The organism is Mucilaginibacter sp. GW822-FHT03E02, assembly GCF_058801545.1.
This window is the reverse complement of the sequence record NZ_JBXANJ010000001.1, coordinates 1,706,782-1,724,788: the sequence shown is the minus strand read 5'-3', so window position 1 is coordinate 1,724,788 and position 18,007 is coordinate 1,706,782. Positions and strand designations below refer to the sequence as shown.

22 protein-coding genes are annotated in these 18,007 nt (G+C 41.1%); 19 read left to right on the top strand and 3 right to left on the bottom strand.

Features of this window, described 5'->3' with window-relative positions:
- The first annotated feature begins 18 nt into the window (after positions 1-18).
- A complete protein-coding gene (locus tag AC1RM2_RS07115) occupies positions 19-723 on the top strand; it encodes a PH domain-containing protein (RefSeq protein ID WP_492984294.1) in 705 nt (234 codons plus the stop codon).
- A 125-nt stretch (positions 724-848) separates the two neighbouring features.
- Here AC1RM2_RS07115 and tyrS read toward each other — a convergent pair whose 3' ends face one another.
- Positions 849-2,132, bottom strand: a complete 1,284-nt coding sequence (tyrS, locus tag AC1RM2_RS07110) for a tyrosine--tRNA ligase (RefSeq protein ID WP_492984293.1) — start codon at positions 2,130-2,132, stop codon at positions 849-851.
- A 169-nt stretch (positions 2,133-2,301) separates the two neighbouring features.
- Here tyrS and AC1RM2_RS07105 point away from each other — a divergent pair, with 169 nt between their 5' ends.
- The 11 genes from AC1RM2_RS07105 to AC1RM2_RS07055 all read left to right on the top strand — a co-directional run bounded on the left by AC1RM2_RS07105 (position 2,302) and on the right by AC1RM2_RS07055 (position 11,298).
- Positions 2,302-2,964 carry an ACP phosphodiesterase gene (locus AC1RM2_RS07105; protein ID WP_492984292.1) on the top strand — a complete coding sequence of 221 codons (663 nt, stop codon included), beginning with the start codon at positions 2,302-2,304 and terminating at the stop codon, positions 2,962-2,964.
- 200 nt (positions 2,965-3,164) lie between these two features.
- Positions 3,165-5,144 carry a 30S ribosomal protein S1 gene (rpsA, locus tag AC1RM2_RS07100; protein ID WP_090646178.1) on the top strand — a complete coding sequence of 660 codons (1,980 nt, stop codon included), beginning with the start codon at positions 3,165-3,167 and terminating at the stop codon, positions 5,142-5,144.
- A gap of 120 nt (positions 5,145-5,264) precedes the next feature.
- Positions 5,265-5,480, top strand: coding sequence for a hypothetical protein (locus AC1RM2_RS07095; RefSeq protein WP_492984291.1), 216 nt, complete (start codon positions 5,265-5,267; stop codon positions 5,478-5,480).
- Positions 5,459-5,851, top strand: a complete 393-nt coding sequence (locus AC1RM2_RS07090; protein ID WP_492984290.1) for a type II toxin-antitoxin system VapC family toxin — start codon at positions 5,459-5,461, stop codon at positions 5,849-5,851. Before AC1RM2_RS07095 ends, AC1RM2_RS07090 begins: the two co-directional genes overlap by 22 nt.
- A 71-nt stretch (positions 5,852-5,922) precedes the next feature.
- On the top strand, positions 5,923-6,759 hold the full coding sequence (locus AC1RM2_RS07085) for an RNA 2'-phosphotransferase (RefSeq protein ID WP_492984289.1): 837 nt from the start codon (positions 5,923-5,925) through the stop codon (positions 6,757-6,759).
- 21 nt (positions 6,760-6,780) lie between these two features.
- Positions 6,781-7,176 (top strand): ACT domain-containing protein, encoded by a 396-nt coding sequence (locus AC1RM2_RS07080; RefSeq protein ID WP_492984288.1) that lies wholly within the window; start codon positions 6,781-6,783, stop codon positions 7,174-7,176.
- Between the two features lie 117 nt (positions 7,177-7,293).
- Positions 7,294-7,839: a bifunctional pyr operon transcriptional regulator/uracil phosphoribosyltransferase PyrR gene (gene pyrR, locus AC1RM2_RS07075; RefSeq protein WP_439698687.1), complete on the top strand. Its 546-nt coding sequence runs from the start codon at positions 7,294-7,296 to the stop codon at positions 7,837-7,839.
- 63 nt (positions 7,840-7,902) lie between these two features.
- Positions 7,903-8,274 (top strand): four helix bundle protein, encoded by a 372-nt coding sequence (locus tag AC1RM2_RS07070; protein WP_492984287.1) that lies wholly within the window; start codon positions 7,903-7,905, stop codon positions 8,272-8,274.
- A gap of 98 nt (positions 8,275-8,372) precedes the next feature.
- A complete protein-coding gene (locus AC1RM2_RS07065; RefSeq protein WP_090467170.1) occupies positions 8,373-9,299 on the top strand; it encodes an aspartate carbamoyltransferase catalytic subunit in 927 nt (308 codons plus the stop codon).
- 12 nt (positions 9,300-9,311) lie between these two features.
- On the top strand, positions 9,312-9,851 hold the full coding sequence (locus AC1RM2_RS07060; protein WP_492984286.1) for a hypothetical protein: 540 nt from the start codon (positions 9,312-9,314) through the stop codon (positions 9,849-9,851).
- Between the two features lie 16 nt (positions 9,852-9,867).
- Complete coding sequence (locus tag AC1RM2_RS07055; RefSeq protein WP_492984285.1) at positions 9,868-11,298, top strand: serine hydrolase domain-containing protein; 1,431 nt, start codon at positions 9,868-9,870, stop codon at positions 11,296-11,298.
- Between the two features lie 127 nt (positions 11,299-11,425).
- Here AC1RM2_RS07055 and pruA read toward each other — a convergent pair whose 3' ends face one another.
- Together pruA and AC1RM2_RS07045 are read right to left on the bottom strand one after the other, a co-directional pair.
- Positions 11,426-13,063 (bottom strand): L-glutamate gamma-semialdehyde dehydrogenase, encoded by a 1,638-nt coding sequence (pruA, locus tag AC1RM2_RS07050; protein WP_492984284.1) that lies wholly within the window; start codon positions 13,061-13,063, stop codon positions 11,426-11,428.
- 99 nt (positions 13,064-13,162) lie between these two features.
- Positions 13,163-13,357: a KOW motif-containing protein gene (locus AC1RM2_RS07045; RefSeq protein ID WP_492984283.1), complete on the bottom strand. Its 195-nt coding sequence runs from the start codon at positions 13,355-13,357 to the stop codon at positions 13,163-13,165.
- A 167-nt stretch (positions 13,358-13,524) separates the two neighbouring features.
- Here AC1RM2_RS07045 and AC1RM2_RS07040 point away from each other — a divergent pair, with 167 nt between their 5' ends.
- The 7 genes from AC1RM2_RS07040 to AC1RM2_RS07010 all read left to right on the top strand — a co-directional run bounded on the left by AC1RM2_RS07040 (position 13,525) and on the right by AC1RM2_RS07010 (position 17,761).
- On the top strand, positions 13,525-14,136 hold the full coding sequence (locus AC1RM2_RS07040; RefSeq protein ID WP_492984282.1) for a hypothetical protein: 612 nt from the start codon (positions 13,525-13,527) through the stop codon (positions 14,134-14,136).
- Positions 14,137-14,204: 68 nt separating this feature from the next.
- Positions 14,205-15,143 carry a DUF1444 domain-containing protein gene (locus AC1RM2_RS07035; RefSeq protein ID WP_492984281.1) on the top strand — a complete coding sequence of 313 codons (939 nt, stop codon included), beginning with the start codon at positions 14,205-14,207 and terminating at the stop codon, positions 15,141-15,143.
- On the top strand, positions 15,133-15,960 hold the full coding sequence (locus tag AC1RM2_RS07030) for a hypothetical protein (RefSeq protein WP_492984280.1): 828 nt from the start codon (positions 15,133-15,135) through the stop codon (positions 15,958-15,960). The genes AC1RM2_RS07035 and AC1RM2_RS07030 overlap by 11 nt, the downstream gene beginning before the upstream one ends.
- A 23-nt stretch (positions 15,961-15,983) precedes the next feature.
- Positions 15,984-16,331 carry a VOC family protein gene (locus AC1RM2_RS07025; protein WP_492984279.1) on the top strand — a complete coding sequence of 116 codons (348 nt, stop codon included), beginning with the start codon at positions 15,984-15,986 and terminating at the stop codon, positions 16,329-16,331.
- A 1-nt stretch (position 16,332) separates the two neighbouring features.
- Positions 16,333-16,896 (top strand): hypothetical protein, encoded by a 564-nt coding sequence (locus AC1RM2_RS07020; RefSeq protein ID WP_492984278.1) that lies wholly within the window; start codon positions 16,333-16,335, stop codon positions 16,894-16,896.
- Between the two features lie 9 nt (positions 16,897-16,905).
- The gene (locus tag AC1RM2_RS07015; protein WP_492984277.1) at positions 16,906-17,262 is read left to right on the top strand and encodes an MmcQ/YjbR family DNA-binding protein; all 357 of its coding nucleotides are present in this window, start codon (positions 16,906-16,908) and stop codon (positions 17,260-17,262) included.
- 85 nt (positions 17,263-17,347) lie between these two features.
- A complete protein-coding gene (locus tag AC1RM2_RS07010) occupies positions 17,348-17,761 on the top strand; it encodes a VOC family protein (protein WP_492984276.1) in 414 nt (137 codons plus the stop codon).
- Positions 17,762-18,007 lie beyond the last annotated feature (246 nt).

Below are 18,007 nucleotides of genomic sequence, written 5' to 3'. Positions count from 1 at the left end.
TCATAAAATGCTGAAAACATGATTGAGAAATTTTTAAACGAGGAACAAGATCCAAAAACGGTTGAAAAAGTTTATTTCCGCCTGGTCGACCTGCTTTCTTCCGGTGAAGAGATCATTTATATAGCGGTTCAGAAAAAGCCATTGGTGAATTTATTTCCGGATTGCATTGCCATAACCAACAAACGTATTTTATTTTTTACTCCGGCCAACCTGGGCCTGTCCATCAAATTTGTTGATTTTGTATGGAAGGATATTGTTGATGTATATACAAAAGAAGAAATTATTGGCGCTATATTCAGCGTAAAAACCACTAACGGTGCCGAAATGGCTGTTGATTACCTGCCTAAAGTACAGGGTCGTAAACTGTACCAGTACGCCCAGGAACGTAAAGAAGTTGAACGCGAAGCCCGCCGCCAGCGCGATCTGGAACAAAAACGTGCCGAATCTGGCGCTGTTCAGTTTGATAACGCGGCCCGTACAACACCCACACAGCAGGTGTTTGCTGCCCAGGCACCGGTAGCCGCACCACAAATACCGGTACCAGCGCATGTTGCTCCACCCGTTCCAGCTCCGGCCCCTGAGCCTGTTGTGCAACAAACTGCAGCCCCCAAACCGGATGAGCTTACCGAAAAGTTAAAGAGACTTAAAATGCTTTTTGATAACGGCCTGATATCGCAGGAAGAGTACAATGCCAAGAAGCTTGATTTGTTAAGCGATTTTTAATATAAAGTCATTTACAAATTAATCTTTAATACAGGTCAATAAAAAAGCGATGAGTTTTAGGCTCATCGCTTCTTTGATTTCAAGACTTGCGAAGTTTCAAAAACTTCGCAAGTATAATAACGTGTTTATTCTGCTACTATCAAAAAGTAGTTCTTTTTTCCTTTTTGCGCTACTATAAATTTCCCGTTTATCAGAGCATCTGCATTATAAACGTCATCGGCCGTCGCAATCTTTACTTTGTTTATCGACGCGCCACCACCAACAATCGTTTTCTTTGCTTCACCCTTGGATGGGAATATAGCGGTTTTAACAGCTAACAAATCGGTAATACTGATGCCCTCATGTAATTCAGTTAATGAAATTGTAAAGTTGGGTACGCCGGCAAATAAACCCAATACCTCGGCATCGTTAAGTTCGCTTAAAAACTCTATGCCAACATTCCCAAATAAAAACTCCGATGATTTAATCGCTTTTTCATACTCGGCTTCGCCATGCACGCGAATGGTAATATCTTTTGCCAATGCTTTTTGTAACACCCTTGTATGTGGTGCTGCATCGTGATCGGCCTCCCAGGCTTCAATTACTTCGCGATCATACAAGGTAAAAATCCTGACGTATGCCTTCGCGTCAACATCGGTGGTGTTTAACCAAAACTGGTAAAACTGGTAAGGCGATGTACGCTCCGGATCAAGCCAAACGGCGCCGCTTTCGGTTTTGCCAAATTTAGTACCATCTGCTTTTTTTATTAGTTGGGTAGTAAGTGCAAAAGCCTCGCCCGCATCTTTTCTGCGAATCAGTTCGGTACCGGTAACAATATTGCCCCATTGGTCGCTGCCACCCATTTGTATGGTGCAATTATGGTGTTTCCACAGGTAATAAAAATCGTATCCCTGAACCAGCTGGTAAGTGAACTCGGTGAACGACATGCCGGTATCACCTTCCAAACGTTTCTTAACCGAATCTTTGGCCATCATGTAGTTCACAGTGATATGCTTACCAACATCGCGGATAAAATCAAGAAAAGTAAAACTTTTAAACCAATCGTAATTGTTTACCATTTTGGCACTATTCATGCCGCTGTCAAAATCCAGGAAACGGGTAAGTTGCGCCTTTACAGCCTCCAGGTTATGTTGTAAAACGTCTTCAGATAATAAATTACGTTCCTGCGATTTGCCCGAAGGATCGCCCACCATGCCGGTAGCGCCGCCAACCAACGCGAATGGCTTATGGCCCGCGCGCTGAAAGTGGATGAGCGTCATGATCTGCGTAAGGTGACCTACGTGCAGCGAATCTGCAGTTGGGTCAAATCCTATATATCCCGAAGCCATGCCTTTATTAAGCATTTCTTCGGTGCCCGGCATAATGGTATGCAGCATACCGCGCCAGGTTAGTTCTTCAACAAAATTCATATTAAGTGTTGTTTCAAAGGTTGCAAAGATATAAAGCTAAAGCAGAATATGCGTGAATGGATGGCAATTCATGATTTGTAACATAGTTAACTACAGGTAAATTCTATTTCAAATAATTACTTATTCTTTGTATCTTGAGCAAAACGGGGTATTTTGCAGCTCAAGGCTTATGAATTTTTTATCACATTATTATTTCGACAGGGATACCAGTAATTGTTACCACGTATTGGGAACGGTGCTGCCCGACTTGCTGAAAAATGCCGATAAACAAATTATTCTGCACCCCGAAAAGCTGCAACACCCTGATAACGATGTTAATTCAATTATAGTCGGCTGGAATAAACACCTGGCTGTCGACAGGTATTTTCACTCTTCTGATTTTTTTATCACACACTCGCATGAGTTAAAAAAACTCCTGCGCCCTGCAATCGAAGGCTCACCGGTTAAGCCATTTTTTTTAGGTCATATCGCATTGGAACTTATTGTTGATAACCTGCTGTTAACAACCGGCGAAGTAAAAGTGGATGAGTTTTATGACCATCTATCGGGTTGTAAAACAGAAATTATCGACGAATTTTTAACTTTTTCGGGATTAGAACATACCGCGGTATTCTTCAGGTTTTACGAAAAGTTTAAAGAAAGCAAATACCTGCACACCTACGCCGAAACGCACCAAATTGCTTATGCACTAAAGCGGATTTGTATGCGCGTCTGGAAAGATCCTTTTACATCGCAGCAGGAAGTCGCCATGAATGATGTTTTAGGTAGCTATCGCGATTACTTACTGGATAGCTTTATGTCGATTTTTGTCGAGATTCAGGCAAAATTATAACCGGTATAATCAACTGATGCAGAGCGCTTAGGTAAAGCAATAGCTTCAATATATTAGACTTTACTTCAAAACACGCATCATCTTCCCAAAAACTGCCTAATTATCAGCAATTAACATTAAATAATTCTTTTTTAAATAAAAATATGTCTGTACCTTTGCAGTCCCAATTAACAAATTGGGAAAAGGAGATAAATTATTTAATGGCAAAAAAACAAGAAGCAGAAAAAGAATTAAAAGCGAAAGAAGCTGAACTGGGTACAGTTACCGCATCTGGCGAAAAAGAAACTATTGAATCAGAAGCTGATTCAATCTCGATCGAAGAGATCAAATCTAAAATTGCAGCTACACCGAGCGAAGATTTCGACTGGGATGCAGATGACAAAAAGTTTGGTAACTACAGCGATAGCGACCGTGAAAAATTTGAGAAATTGTATGATGGAACTTTCAGTTCTATCACCAAAGGCGAAATCATCACCGGTACTGTTGTTAATGTTAACAACAAAGATGTAGTATTAAACGTAGGATTTAAATCAGACGGTTTAGTTTCAGTATCAGAATTCCGTGATACACCTGATCTGAAGATCGGTGACACAGTTGACGTATTTGTAGAGTCACAAGAAGATGCTAACGGTCAGTTAGTACTTTCACGTAAACGTGCAAAAACTCAAAAATCATGGGAGCGCATTAATTCAGCACTTGATAATGATGAAATCATCACTGGTTTTGTTAAGAGCAGAACTAAAGGTGGTTTAATTGTTGATATCATGGGCGTTGAAGCCTTCTTACCAGGTTCACAAATCGATATTAAACCTATCAGGGATTACGATGTGTACGTTGGTAAAACAATGGAATTCAAAGTTGTTAAAATCAACCACGAGTTTAAAAACGTAGTGGTATCGCACAAAGTGCTGATTGAAGACGATTTGGAAAACCAAAAAACAGAAATCGTTGCCCGCCTTGAAAAAGGTCAGGTATTGGAAGGTACTGTTAAAAACATTACAGACTTTGGTGTATTTATTGACCTTGGTGGTGTTGATGGTTTATTACACATTACTGATATTTCATGGGGCCGTATTGAGCATCCGCGCGAAATTCTTGCATTGGATCAAAAAATCAACGTTGTTGTGCTTGATTTTGATGACGAGAAAAAACGTATTGCTCTGGGCTTAAAACAATTAACTCCACACCCTTGGCAGTCGCTTGACGAAAACATCGTTGTAGGCTCGAAAGTAAAAGGACGTATTGTTACTGTTGCTGATTACGGTGCATTCCTTGAAATCATCCCTGGTGTTGAAGGTTTAATCCACGTATCAGAAATGTCATGGTCACAAAACTTACGCAACCCTCAGGAATTCCTGAAAGTTGGTGACGAGATTGAAGCACAAGTGTTAACACTTGACCGCGACGAACGCAAAATGAGCTTAGGTGTTAAACAATTAACTCCTGATCCATGGCAAAACGCTGGCGAGAAATACGCTATCGGCACAACTCACGTTGCTACAGTTAAAAACATGACCAACTTTGGTGTGTTTGTTGAACTGGAAGACGGAATTGACGGCTTAATCCACATCAGCGACTTATCATGGTCTAAAAAAGTTAACCACCCTAATGAATTCACTAAAGTTGGTGAAAAATTAAACGTGGTTGTTTTGGAACTTGACATCGATAACCGTAAATTAAGCTTAGGCCACAAACAGCTTGAAGAAAACCCTTGGGATACTTTTGAAACCATCTTCACTATTGATTCAATACATGAAGGTACCGTGTTAAAAGTAACCGACAAAGGTGCTATCGTAGCTTTACCTTACGGTGTTGAAGGCTTTGCGCCAACCAAACACCTGGTTAAAGAAGACGGCAAAAGCGTTAAAGCTGAAGAAGCTGCTGAATTCAAGATCATTGAATTTAACAAAGAAAACAAACGTATCGTAATTTCACACTCACGTATATGGGAAGAAGCTCGCGCTGACGCTCGTGTTCAGGAATTTGAAAACCGCAAAAAAGAGGCAAAATCTGCCAGCAATGCGGTTAAAAAAGTGAAAGAATCAGTTGAAAAATCAACTTTAGGCGACCTTAGCGTATTAGCTCAGTTAAAAGAGCAAATGGAAGGTGCTGAAAGCAAAGCCCGCAAAGCTGCGCCAGCCCCTGCCGCTAAAAAAGAATCTGAAGGCGAAGAAGCATAAGCTTAACTGACGTAATATTCTTAAGCCTTTCCGAGAAATTGGAAGGGCTTTTTTTGTATGATCAAAAAATAAAAGAATTTGTTTACAGAATATTGTAAATTTGATTAACACAAAACAATAATGACTACACTCACCATAAAAGTAAAAGATGATAAAACGCTTAAGCTCATAGAAGATCTTGAAGCGTTGGATCTGATACAGGTAGTTAGCCACGATGTCAAAAAAACTCCAAAACTATCTGCCCTATTAAAAGGCAGCATTTCTGCCGAAAAAGCAGATGCGATGCAAGCCGAATTAAATCAAATACGTAACGAATGGGACAGGAATACCTATTAGATACAAACGTAATAATTGATTTTTCGGCATTGAAACTTCCTGAAAAAGCTTACGAACAATTATCCGCTATTATAGATTCATTCCCGCAAATCTCGATAATCAACAAAATTGAACTTTTAAGTATTTCGGATGTGCCCGAACAAATACTTGCATTTGTTGATGAGGCATATGTTATCAAACTTGATGATGATATCGTTTCAAAAACAATTGAAATCAGAAGAAAATATAGGATTAAACTTCCCGATGCAATTATAGCAGCTACTGCTGTAATAATGAAGCTTCATTTAATAACTCATAATGTAAGCGACTTTAAGGGTATCAAAGGATTAAAACTTATTGATCCGTATACTCAATTTAATAAATACTTCTAATAATTAACCTTGATAACTTTTTAGTATTCACTGGCAGATATGCTCTTTGTCTACTATCGTATAATAATACCATGCAGGATACAAAACACACCAGTAAACTCATCAGCTACTGGCTTAGGCATCACCCCGAAGATGGCAACCTCAGCATTGATGATTTTGGCTGGGCATCAGTTGATGAACTGATTAAAGCACTCGCCACGAAGGGGCAGGTTTTTACTCATGCCGAAATTGTGGAGCTAAGCAAATCATTTGATAAAGTGAGGTGGGAGTTTAGTGATGATGGCAGTAAGATAAGGGCAACACACGGCCATTCCATTGAAGTGATTTTAGACGAAAAGGCTGTTAAGCCGCCTGCATTGCTTTATCATGGCACATCATTAAATAAGGTAGTAGCAATTACACAGAATGGCCTGCTTACCATGCAGCGCCAATTTGTACACCTCTCGTCTGATAAGGAAATTGCCATGTCTGTTGGTAAACGTCACGGACAACCGATATTGGTAGAGATTGATGCTAAGTGGCTGGAAGAAGATGGTTGGATATTTTATCAAACAAGTGATAATGTTTGGCTTACCACAAGTATCCCAACAAAATATCTCAGTATTAAACCTTGGGAAACGGTCAGCGACAACGAAAGAAAAGATCTGTTAGCGCAGCTAAATAAAGAAGTTATAACTGGTCATCCGCTTTTTTACAAACTAAAAAACTTAAAGTTGATAATGAGGCGGCATGATAACGATGATACATTGTTCATCGACATTACAGATAACAAGGTTTATGTGGTACACCTTACCTGGAATGCACTTCAATTGCATAATAATTATCCCTCCAATAAAGAATATTCATCTTTTGACGATTGGATAAAGACTGCTTTAAAAGCCGATCAAATGGATTGGTATTTATATTAACTATATAAAATAACTTAAGACATGGCCGGAGAAACCAACCTCGACAACCTATTGAGAAATATGACGCCTTTACTGAATGAAGGTGATTATGTTTATTGCACGGTTACCGATATTGATACTATTGATATAAAAAATGTTTTTGGTATTTTTAAAGAAGAGGAGGCCGTTACAGTTATCCTTAAAAAGGAAATTGCCGATCAGCTGCGTTTAAAATACGAATACATTGCCGCCTGGATTACACTAACCATCCATTCGTCATTAGAAGCCACCGGACTTACCGCCGCTTTTGCCGCCGCCTTGGCCAAAGAAGGAATAAGCTGTAATGTAGTTGCCGCCTATTATCACGACCATATTTTTGTAGCTAAAAAGGATGCAGAACGGGCAATGGTAGCTTTGAAGGATTTAGCAAGTAAATAATCCTTTTTATACCCAGGGAAAAAATTTGCCATGATCTAAAAAAGTCTCCCCTTCCGGGAGAGATTTAGAGGGGGCTTTCAAAACTATTTACTATTTTTGCCCAAATCCACCCATACGATGCAAAATCTAACGCTGCTCGACGGACAGAAATTTCAGATCACCATACAACGTTTATGCCGCCAGCTAATTGAAAATCATAACGATTTTTCGGGTTCGGTATTGATTGGTATTCAGCCAAGGGGCATTTACCTGGCCCGCCGTGTTGCCGAAGAGCTCCGCAAGATCCTCCCCGAAAGTAAAATTATGCAGGGCGACCTTGATATCACCTTTTACCGCGACGATTTTCGCCGCCAGGGATCGCCATTGGTGCCCAATCAAACCAAAATAGATTTTATCATCGAAGGCAAAAAAGTGATCATGATGGACGATGTACTGTGGACTGGCCGTACCATCCGCGCAGCAATGGATGCCATGCAGGCATTTGGCCGGCCTGAGAAGGTAGAATTGCTGGCACTGGTTGACCGGCGATATTCAAGACATATACCAGTAGCGGCAGATTATGTGGGGATAGAGGTAGATTCAATTGCGAGTCAAAAAGTAGTGGTAAGCTGGAAAGACACTGATGGCGAGGATAAGATAGTTTTGATATCAGAAAGAGAATAGAAATAATATCGAACACTGAATATCGAATGTCGAATAATGAAAAAAATAAGAATTTTGAAATAAATGAGTAACGTTAAGTATGATTTAGAGGAACGACTCATCGATTTCGCAGTTCTTATAGCCGACATTGTCGAGGCACTACCAAATACGAGGCTCGGTAATTATATAGCCGGTCAATTGGTTCGATCAGGATGTTCCCCGGCGCTAAATTATGGCGAAGCTCAATCGGCAGAATCAAGAAATGATTTCATTCATAAAATGAAGGTCATTCTTAAAGAATTGAGAGAATCCATGATTTCACTTAAGATTATTAGAAGACGGGGGATGCATGACGTTGAAAATACAGCTATTGCAATAAATGAATGTAATCAACTAACTGCAGTTTTTGTAAAAAGTATAGAGACAGCTAAGAAAAACAATATAAAACCACAATAACGAGACTTACTAATGCCGAATAATACGAGTACTTCTTAATTTAAAATTACTTCATTATTCGACATTCGATATTCAGTGTTCGATATTATTAAAACACCATGGCAGGACTAAGCACAAGGCATTTATTAGGCATAAAAGATTTAAACCGGGCAGATATCGAGTTGATATTTGAAACGGCTGATACCTTTAAATCCGTTTTAAACCGACCGATAAAGAAAGTGCCTTCTTTGCGCGATGTAACCATTGCCAATATATTTTTTGAAAACTCTACCCGTACCCGTTTGTCGTTTGAGCTGGCAGAGAAGCGCCTTTCGGCAGATGTGGTGAACTTCGCGGCATCATCTTCGTCGGTAAGTAAGGGCGAAACCTTGATAGATACGGTAAACAACATCCTGGCGATGAAGGTAGATATGGTGGTAATGCGCCATCCGTATGCGGGTGCCGGCATCTTCTTGTCTAAACATGTAAAAGCCCAGATAGTAAATGCCGGCGATGGCGCCCATGAGCATCCCACCCAGGCTTTACTTGATGCCTTCTCGATCCGTGAAAAATATGGCGATGTTGCCGGCAAAAAGGTGGTAATTGTGGGCGATATTTTGCACTCAAGGGTTGCCCTATCAAACATCCTTTGCCTTAAACAATTAGGTGCCGAGGTAATGGTTTGCGGGCCCACTACGTTGATCCCTAAATATATTGGCTCATTAGGTGTTAAAGTGGAGCATAACCTGATCAAGGCCCTAAACTGGTGCGATGTGGCCAACATGCTGCGCATTCAGTTGGAGCGCCAGGATATTAAGTATTTCCCATCCTTAAGGGAATATACCATGCTTTTCGGGCTCAATAAAACGATACTTGATTCGTTAGATAAGGAGATCACCGTAATGCATCCCGGCCCTATCAATAGGGGAGTGGAAATTACGAGTGACGTAGCAGATAGCAAACAATCTATTATATTAGACCAGGTAGAGAATGGTGTGGCCGTAAGGATGGCGGTGCTGTACCTGCTGGCCGGACAAACACCGTAACGACCTTAAAAAATGAAGGGGGATCTGCTAAAATCATTTATAAGATCGAATTATAAAAGCTCCATTATTGCTCTTCCTTTTGTTTTAGTGTTGGCATACTTTGGTCATTCGTTATATATACCGTTTTTTTTCCTGTTATCTATAGCCCGTGATTATTATCATTACGAAGCAAAGCAATCTTACATCAATCGCTTAAAAGCCAAAGGCCTTACGCCGGATGATATTTATAATATCAATTTTGTTAAACAGTGGGATGAGATACGCAAAAAAGGCTTGTGGTTATATTGCATCACTGATGGCGGCATAATTCTGGGGGCTTATTTATGGTTGGGCATAAGCATCCTGCTGATAGCCACATCTATAGTTAAGTTTCAAAACCTTGTTAATGAGCCTGGAAACATGTTTGCGTTTATAGGTTATACGTATCTAACCGGTGCTGTAATCGGTATTATAATAAATAGGATAAGATGGCCGTATAATGAAGGCAGATTTATGAAACTGACCGACCCACTGAGCGAAGGCTTTCAACAAATGTTACTTGACGAACAATAGATTAACACTATTAAAGATGAAATCCAAAACACTCCATTGTTTAATTATACTCATCGTATTTTCGATAATTTCATCTGCCGCATCTGCCCAAAGCATCCAGCAACGCAAAACCGATTCGGTATTCGCTTTGGTAAAACGCTACTTTAATGCCAAACAGGCCGATTCCATATATGCCCTGGCGGGCGATAGCTTCAAAGCGCAGCTAAGCCGAACTGCGTTTGGGAATGTGAGCGAGAAACAGTTGTTCCCGTTGGGCGTAATCAAGGGATCATCGCTCGTCAGTTTTGTAAATAATAAGGTAGCTACCTATAAAGTTATATTCAACAGCATTACTTTACAATTGCTGATAGGCCTTGATCAGGCTAACAAGATTGATATTTTGCTTTTTCAGCCATTTAAAGAGGCTACTGCCCACCGGATAGAACGTGCTGCAACGTCAAACAAAATGCTTACCATCATAGATAACGCGGTAGCAGAGTCTGTTTCCCCTTACATTGAACAGGCTAATACCGCCGGCCTGAGTATTGGTGTTTTAAAAGATAATAACATAAGCACTTACGGTTATGGCGAAACTGAGAAAGGCAAAAGTAACTTGCCCAATGCTAATACCATCTTCGAGATTGGTTCGATCACCAAAACTTTTACATCGGTTATTTTGGCCTACTATGTAAACGAAGGTAAGTTAAAACTGAGTGACCCTATCACCAAATACCTGCCCGATTCTGTGGCGGCTAATCTCGCTTTAAATGGTATCACACTGCTTATGTTAAGCAACCACACTTCCGGCCTGGAACGGATGCCTGATAATTTGCCCGCCAACACCGATCCTCTTAATCCCTATAAACTATACAATAAAAAGCTCCTGTTTGCTTATCTAAAAACCTGTAAGCTAAATAGTGTACCGGGCGAACAGTATGCGTATTCCAATTTGGCCGTGGGCTTGTTAGGGACCATACTTGCGCAAGTGAGCGGTAAAACTTACGATCAGCTGGTGGCCGATGTGATTTGTAAGCCATTGAAGATGGAAAGCACAGTACAGCATTTAACCATTGCCTTACAAGCCCGTGAAGCGATTGTTTATAATGCCGAGGGTAATGTTACACCTTTATGGGAATTTGATGCCCTGGCACCCTGTGGGGCTTTACATTCATCTGTAAACGACTTGCTGACCTATGTTAAAGCCAATATGGATCCGCCTGACGATAAATTGGGTAAAGCGATGGAATTAACCCACCAGCTAACTTTTAAAAAAGACGCTAAACTGGGCCTGGCCTGGCATATTATCACCGTTAACGGCGTAGAGTACATTTTCCACAATGGCGGTACGTTTGGCAGTAGTTCGTTTTTAGCTTTTAACCGCGAGAAAAATCTTGCCGTAGTGGTGCTATCAAACTGCGGTGAGACAGTAGATATGGTTGGGATAAATATTTTGAAGAAGCTGCAGTAAGCGGCGCCTTTCACCGGCAATATTCAAACGTAATACGATATAACAAAAAGAGGCTGCATCGAAAGATACAACCTCTTAGCTTTTTAAGGCCCTCTCCCTTCAGGGGAGGGTTTGGGTGGGGCCTCTTCTACAATTCCTTAGCCAAAAACGGATACCTGTAATCCGTCGGCGGATCGAAGGTTTCTTTGATAGTGCGCGGAGAAACCCAGCGCAACAGGTTGATCATCGAACCTGCTTTATCATTAGTTCCCGATCCCCTTGCGCCGCCAAATGGCTGCTGGCCAACAACGGCCCCTGTTGGTTTATCATTAATGTAAAAGTTACCTGCAGCGTTGCGTAAGTGCTGGGTTGCTTTGGCAATGGCGTAACGGTCCTGCGAGATAATGGAGCCTGTAAGGGCGTAGATGGATGTTTTATCTACAATATTAAGCACCTCATCAAATTGATCGTCCTCGTATACGTAAATGGTTAGTACGGGGCCAAACAGCTCTTCGCACATGGTTACATAGTATGGGTCATCAACTTTTAATACGGTTGGCTCCACAAACCAGCCTTTGGTTTTATCGTAGCTGCCACCGGCAACAACTTCAACACCTTCATCTGTTTTGGCGGCATCAATGTATTTGGCCAGTTTATCAAAAGATACTTCGGTTATAACAGCATTAATAAAGTTTTCAAAATCCTCAACCGGGCCCATTTTAAATGAGGTGATATCGCGCTGCATGTTAGCCTTTACCGCTGGCCATAACGAGGCTGGGATATAAGCCCTTGAAGCGGCAGAGCATTTTTGTCCCTGGTATTCAAAAGCACCACGAACAAGAGCGGTGCTCACCACGTCGGCATTGGCGCTTGGGTGGGCAAGCACAAAATCTTTACCACCGGTTTCGCCTACAATGCGTGGGTAGGTTTTGTATTTGTGGATGTTGGTACCAATAGTTTGCCAGATGTTTTGGAAAACCTTGGTCGAGCCGGTAAAGTGGATGCCTGCAAAATCCGGGTGATTAAAGATAACCTCCCCTGCAACCGGGCCATCAACGTAAATCAGGTTGATAACGCCGGCCGGTACACCGGCTTCTTTGAATATTTTCATGATCACGTTGGCAGCATAAATCTGCGTGTAAGCAGGTTTCCAAACCACCACGTTACCCATCATAGCGGCCGATGCCGGTAAATTACCAGCGATGGCTGTAAAGTTGAATGGTGTTAAAGCAAACACAAAGCCTTCAAGCGGGCGTTGTTCCAAACGGTTCCAAACGCCTTTGCCCGATACGGGTGGCTGTTGTTTGTAAATTTCGGTCATGTACTCCACGTTGAAACGCAGAAAATCTATCAGCTCGCAAGCCGAATCAATCTCGGCCTGGTAGGCATTTTTTGATTGACCAAGCATGGTAGCCGCGTTGATGGCAGCACGGTACGGGCCGGCAATTAAATCGGCAGCTTTTAAAAATATGGCGGCACGTTGCTCCCAGGGCAGATTTTCCCAATCGGCTTTGGCGGCAAGGGCTGCGTCAATGGCGGCAGTTACATGGTTAGCATCACCTTCGCTAAAAGTAGCTAACAGGTGTTTATGATCATGCGGTGGGCGAATTTCCAGCTTGGTGCCTGTGCGTACTTCCTGCGCGCCAATGTACATAGGTATATCTAACTGTTGTGCGCGGGCCTCGTCTAAAGCGGCTTTGAGGGCTACACGCTCTAAACTTCTGGGTCCATAGTTTAAAACCGGCTCGTTTACAGGAGCCGGGACATTAAAAAATCCTTTAAGCATAATGGGTCGTCAATTAATAGGGCAAAGATAGGTATTTTGTGATTGACGATGGGTGAGGGGAGTGTCAAAATGTTGATGGGGTAGGATTGGGTCTATATTTCAGGAATTTTCTTGAGATACCACAACTACATTTTTTCCTAATGTTTTAAACCGGTCGCCGTTTTCTTGTACCACGGTAATAGTAATGTGCCCGGTTTTGCTGGTGTTTATATCACGAACTTTGCCGGATTTTCCTGCATGGGTTCCACCGATAACTTTACAGTCGTTTCCATCCTTTAAATTTTCTGTAGCCATATTTATCTTTTGTTTAGTTTTTAATGTACGCTTAAAGGTAATTAATGTCTGTTGATATCATTGTAAACCGCCAGCATTTTGGAGTTTAAGGCGATGCTTTTTTTGGGCGGAAAGATATGCTTGCCCGATATAAATTATTCATTTTTTAAATTTATATTCATACTAAAATGGAAATACTATTTATCATCATCGGCGCTATTGTTTTTGCCCTCATCATTTTTGTTGCTTACCGCTTTTTTAAAGTAAAGGCGCAACGAAAAAAACTCGAAAGCCTCCGATTTAACAGGATCCAGCCACTTTTTGATCAGTTGAACAGCGAAACCGAGATATCAACAGATGATATTTTACCATTTGCCCAAAATATCCTCACAAGGCATGATGCTTATCATCTTTTAAAAAAATATGATAAGGCCGCGCTTTTCCCCGCAGAATATTTTACCCTTTTAAAGGGTGCAGAAAGCGCTCTGGCAGTCTGGCTCGAGTTTCCGACGGAGCTCGACGCCTGCCCCGATGAAATTGAACATATAAAACGGGTAACAATTGATTTCGACGGAAACGACAATTTTGTACATTATGAGGTGTTTAAATATCGGGTTGATGCCCCTCACTGGGCCGCAAAAAATGGATGGATGCTGGGTGTTGTCGGCCCGTTTTTTGACGATAGCGAGCCTTATCATTTTGCGCAGGCCACATTCAGCCGGACAAATAGCTCTGCAGACAAAGTAACGCCCGAAGACGAGGCAAAATGGGTACATCAAAATATCTCGATGAGGAGGTAAAGAAAGGGTAGAGGGTAAGAAGCATCGGCATGACAAAAAAAACAATTTTAGCATAAACTTATATCACAATGTTTTCATTTTTTAAGCGCAGGGATAACAACCTGGAGGTGCCGGAATGGGCTTCCTTTTTTAATAAGGCTGAGTATAGCGAATTTATAACCGCCATCGAAAAATACTTTTATAAAAAAAATGTTACCTATACCATTGAGGAGGGCGCTTTAGCCACCGGCGCCAATGATTTTGGTTTTGGTGTTTTGGGTTTGTTAAACTTAGCGCAGAATTGTAAGCAGAATAAACCTGAAAATTATAAAAATATAGTTGCCGCGCATTTTGATTCCATGATCAGGATATATCGACAAAATAAGGAATTCGAAGACATAATAGGTGACTTTGAAAAGGTAAAACAATACATCGCTATCCGCCTGTATGCAGACGATTATATTGCTCATATAGGCCGAGAGAACACAGTGGGCAAGAGTCTGGCCGATGGCCTTTATGCTACGCTGGTATTCGACCAGCCTGAAAGTGTAGCCACCATAAAACCCGACCAGGCTGATAAGTGGGGTAAAACCTACGAAGAATTACTTGATCTTGGCACACAAAATATTAAAGGAAAGTATGAAAACCGAATTTCGAAAGAGTTATTGGACGATTTTGCACTCTGGGTTGTTGCCGGCGAACACTTTTTTACTCCTAACATCCTGTTGAACATCGGGGATCATTCGCAGCTAACCGGTACTTATGGCTCCCTTGTTGGGGTACCGCACAGGCATGCGGTAATTTTGTATCCTATTGAAAATATTGGAGTTGTTAATATAATAACTAAACTTATCCCAATAATTAGCGGAATGTACCAGGAGGGGCCGGGCTCCCTTAGTCCCGATCTTTTTTGGTATAAGGGCGGGCAGCTGGAAAACCTGCCTTATAAGGTTGAAGATAACACCATTCAGTTTACGCCAACGGAAAGGTTCGTGGAGATGCTAAATAGTTTGGGTGGTGAAGAATAACCCTATTATCGTTTTTACTAAGAACCGATTTGCATTGGTAAACATTTTAAGACTTCTTATTGTCTTTGTATTTCTAATGCAGTCTATTTTTGCTTACGGACAAAAGTTTATGATTAACGGCAAAGATACTTTACCGTATAAAGAGAAAATGATAATTCGAAATGATACATCATATGTTGATAAGATAGAATATTTAAAGACAGATACGCTTTATGAAGGTCGGTGCCAAACTTTTGAAAAGATAGAAGACAAAATAGTGAACCGAACCGATAGTACGTGCTCACGTCAGGGCTTTTGGATAGAGCCCTATGGTAAGGTGTACTATCGTGCTGGGATTTACAAGAACAATGAGCGGATAGGTTTGTGGAAACTGTTTAACAGGAACAAAAAATTACTGGAAGAAACCGAAGAACTTTATTTAGGGAATAAATTATATGCAGTAAAAAAGGTTTTGTATATAAACGGCCGACCCAAAATGGTATTATATAAACCCATCTTAGCTTTTTTTATTAGGTATTATATTGTGTTTATTGGCATATGGGTATCTGCATTTTTGATCAGGATGTGTATTAATAGTGAAATTTATAATCTTGAAAATGACACGGGCTTTCCTGTGATTGGATTTGAGAATCGTTTTTTTAATAGGTCTGATTTTGACAATCAGAGCAAACATACCTTACGCAGTGCTTTTACCATTTGGTTCTTTAGATACAAGCCGGAGAATCATAAACTGGTGCGTTGGAGTAACGTATTGTTGCTAATTTCTATCGGTGCCTTTGGCTTTTTACTGTGGGGATACGTTAACCTGGTTTATTAAATTAGATAATAAACTTTTATGTTTTGAAAATAAAGCTACTGGTGATCAGAACAGGCGATATGGAGCGGCTTGCCTGTTTTTATACATGGTTGGGTTTCGTTTTTGATTACCATAGCCACGGTGACTCTCCCTATCATTATTCATCTACCGTTGGTGAAACCGTTATAGAAATTTATCCACTTACAAAAAGCCAAACCGAAGCGGATAAAAGCTTGCGCTTAGGTTTTGAGATTGATGATTTTGATACCACCATTGATTTGCTAAAGGAGAATAACATTGTATTTGCAGCCCAGCCGGTATCCACAGCATTTGGCTTTATGAGCGTTGTTATTGACCCCGACGGCCGGAAAATTGAATTGTATAAAAAATAAGATGAAAAAGCTACTTATATTATTCGCGTTATTGATAATAGTTAATTCAATTTTCGCTCAATCAAAAAAGATTGTCTCGGCTAAGCTGAGGCCGTTTATACCGAAGGACTATGCTGTTTTGGCCTATGAAACCGGCGATCTTAACCAGGATACCTACCCCGATATTGTATTAGCTTTAAAAAACAACCAAGAAACAGATAGTGCCCAAACGGCAAGGCCGCTGTTGATACTTTTGAGTAAAAAAGATGGCAGTTTATTGCTTTATGCGCGCAACGATAGCGTGGTGCTTTGTAAAGGCTGCGGCGGCATGTTTGGCGATCCGTTTGAAGGGATAACCATTAAAGGCCGGTATTTTTCGCTGGAATATTATGGCGGCAGCCGCTACCGCTGGAACCGGTTCACTACTTTTAAATATGATTTGGTAAAGAAAGACTTTGTGCTGCATCGTGATGCCGGGATATCCTATGATAGTGTTGAGGAAGGTAAAAAGTATACTAAAAATGTGTACCACAAACAAGCTTTCGGCAAGCAGAGGTTTGTAAAATATAATTATGATACAGATTAACATCGCACCATGACAATAGAAACCCTTCAATCGATTTGCCATCAATTGTCCGGTGTTACCGAAGATATCAAACTGGATCACCACCTGTGTTTTAACGTTGGCGGTAAAACTTTCCTGTTTACAGGGCCCGATTCGGTGCCGGTAACAGCATCGGTTAAAGTGCCGGATGAGGACTTTGAAGAAACCCTTCAAAAGGAATGCTTTTCGCCACAAGCTTATATCGGCCGCTATAAATGGGTGCATATAGCCGATATTAATTGCCTTAGCCATAAGGCCTGGGAGTTTTATATCAAACAATCGTACCGGCTTATAGCTGATAAGCTGCCGGCCAGAGTAAAAAAACAGCTTAATACAGGCGGGGAATAAACACCCTTTAATTGTCGTATCTGCACCGCATTACTTTAACATTGGGGGGCTACATTTGTATCATAACCATTAAAAACAAACTATCATGGCAACACAAATTTTTGTAAACCTTCCTGTTAAAGATCTTAAAAAATCCATCGAATTTTTTACCAGCCTGGGCTATACCTTCAACCCGCAATTTACCAACGAAGCAGCCGGCTCATTGGTAATAAGCGATACCATTTTCTTTATGCTGATAACCGAGCCTTTTTTTAAAACTTTTACCAAAAAAGATATAGCTGATGCTACCAAAGTAACCGAAGCCATCAACTGCATCTCTTTAGATAGCCGCCAGGCTGTTGATGAAATGATAGCCAAAGCAGTTGCCGCCGGCGCCACCACACCAAACGACAAGCAAGACCATGGCTGGATGTACGGTTGGGGTTTCCAGGATCTTGACGGCCACCTATGGGAGTTTGCGTATATGGACATGAGTCAGTTGCCGCAACACGTTTCTTAAGTAGCAAGTAGTTAGTATCAATATTTTTTGATTTGCAGGTGGGGGATTATTGGAAGACTAACTACGTTGAGGCCTTCGCCGTTAGAGAATTTGAAAATGAGTTTTTCCGACCCGGCATTCGTAGGATTATTATAATTTCTTGAATTGAGATTCTGTTAATTCTGTAAATTCTGATTTCAGACAAAAATTTTGCGATAGGGATCGGCGCGGATACCGGCCAATGTGGCTAAGGCACGTGCAGTATGA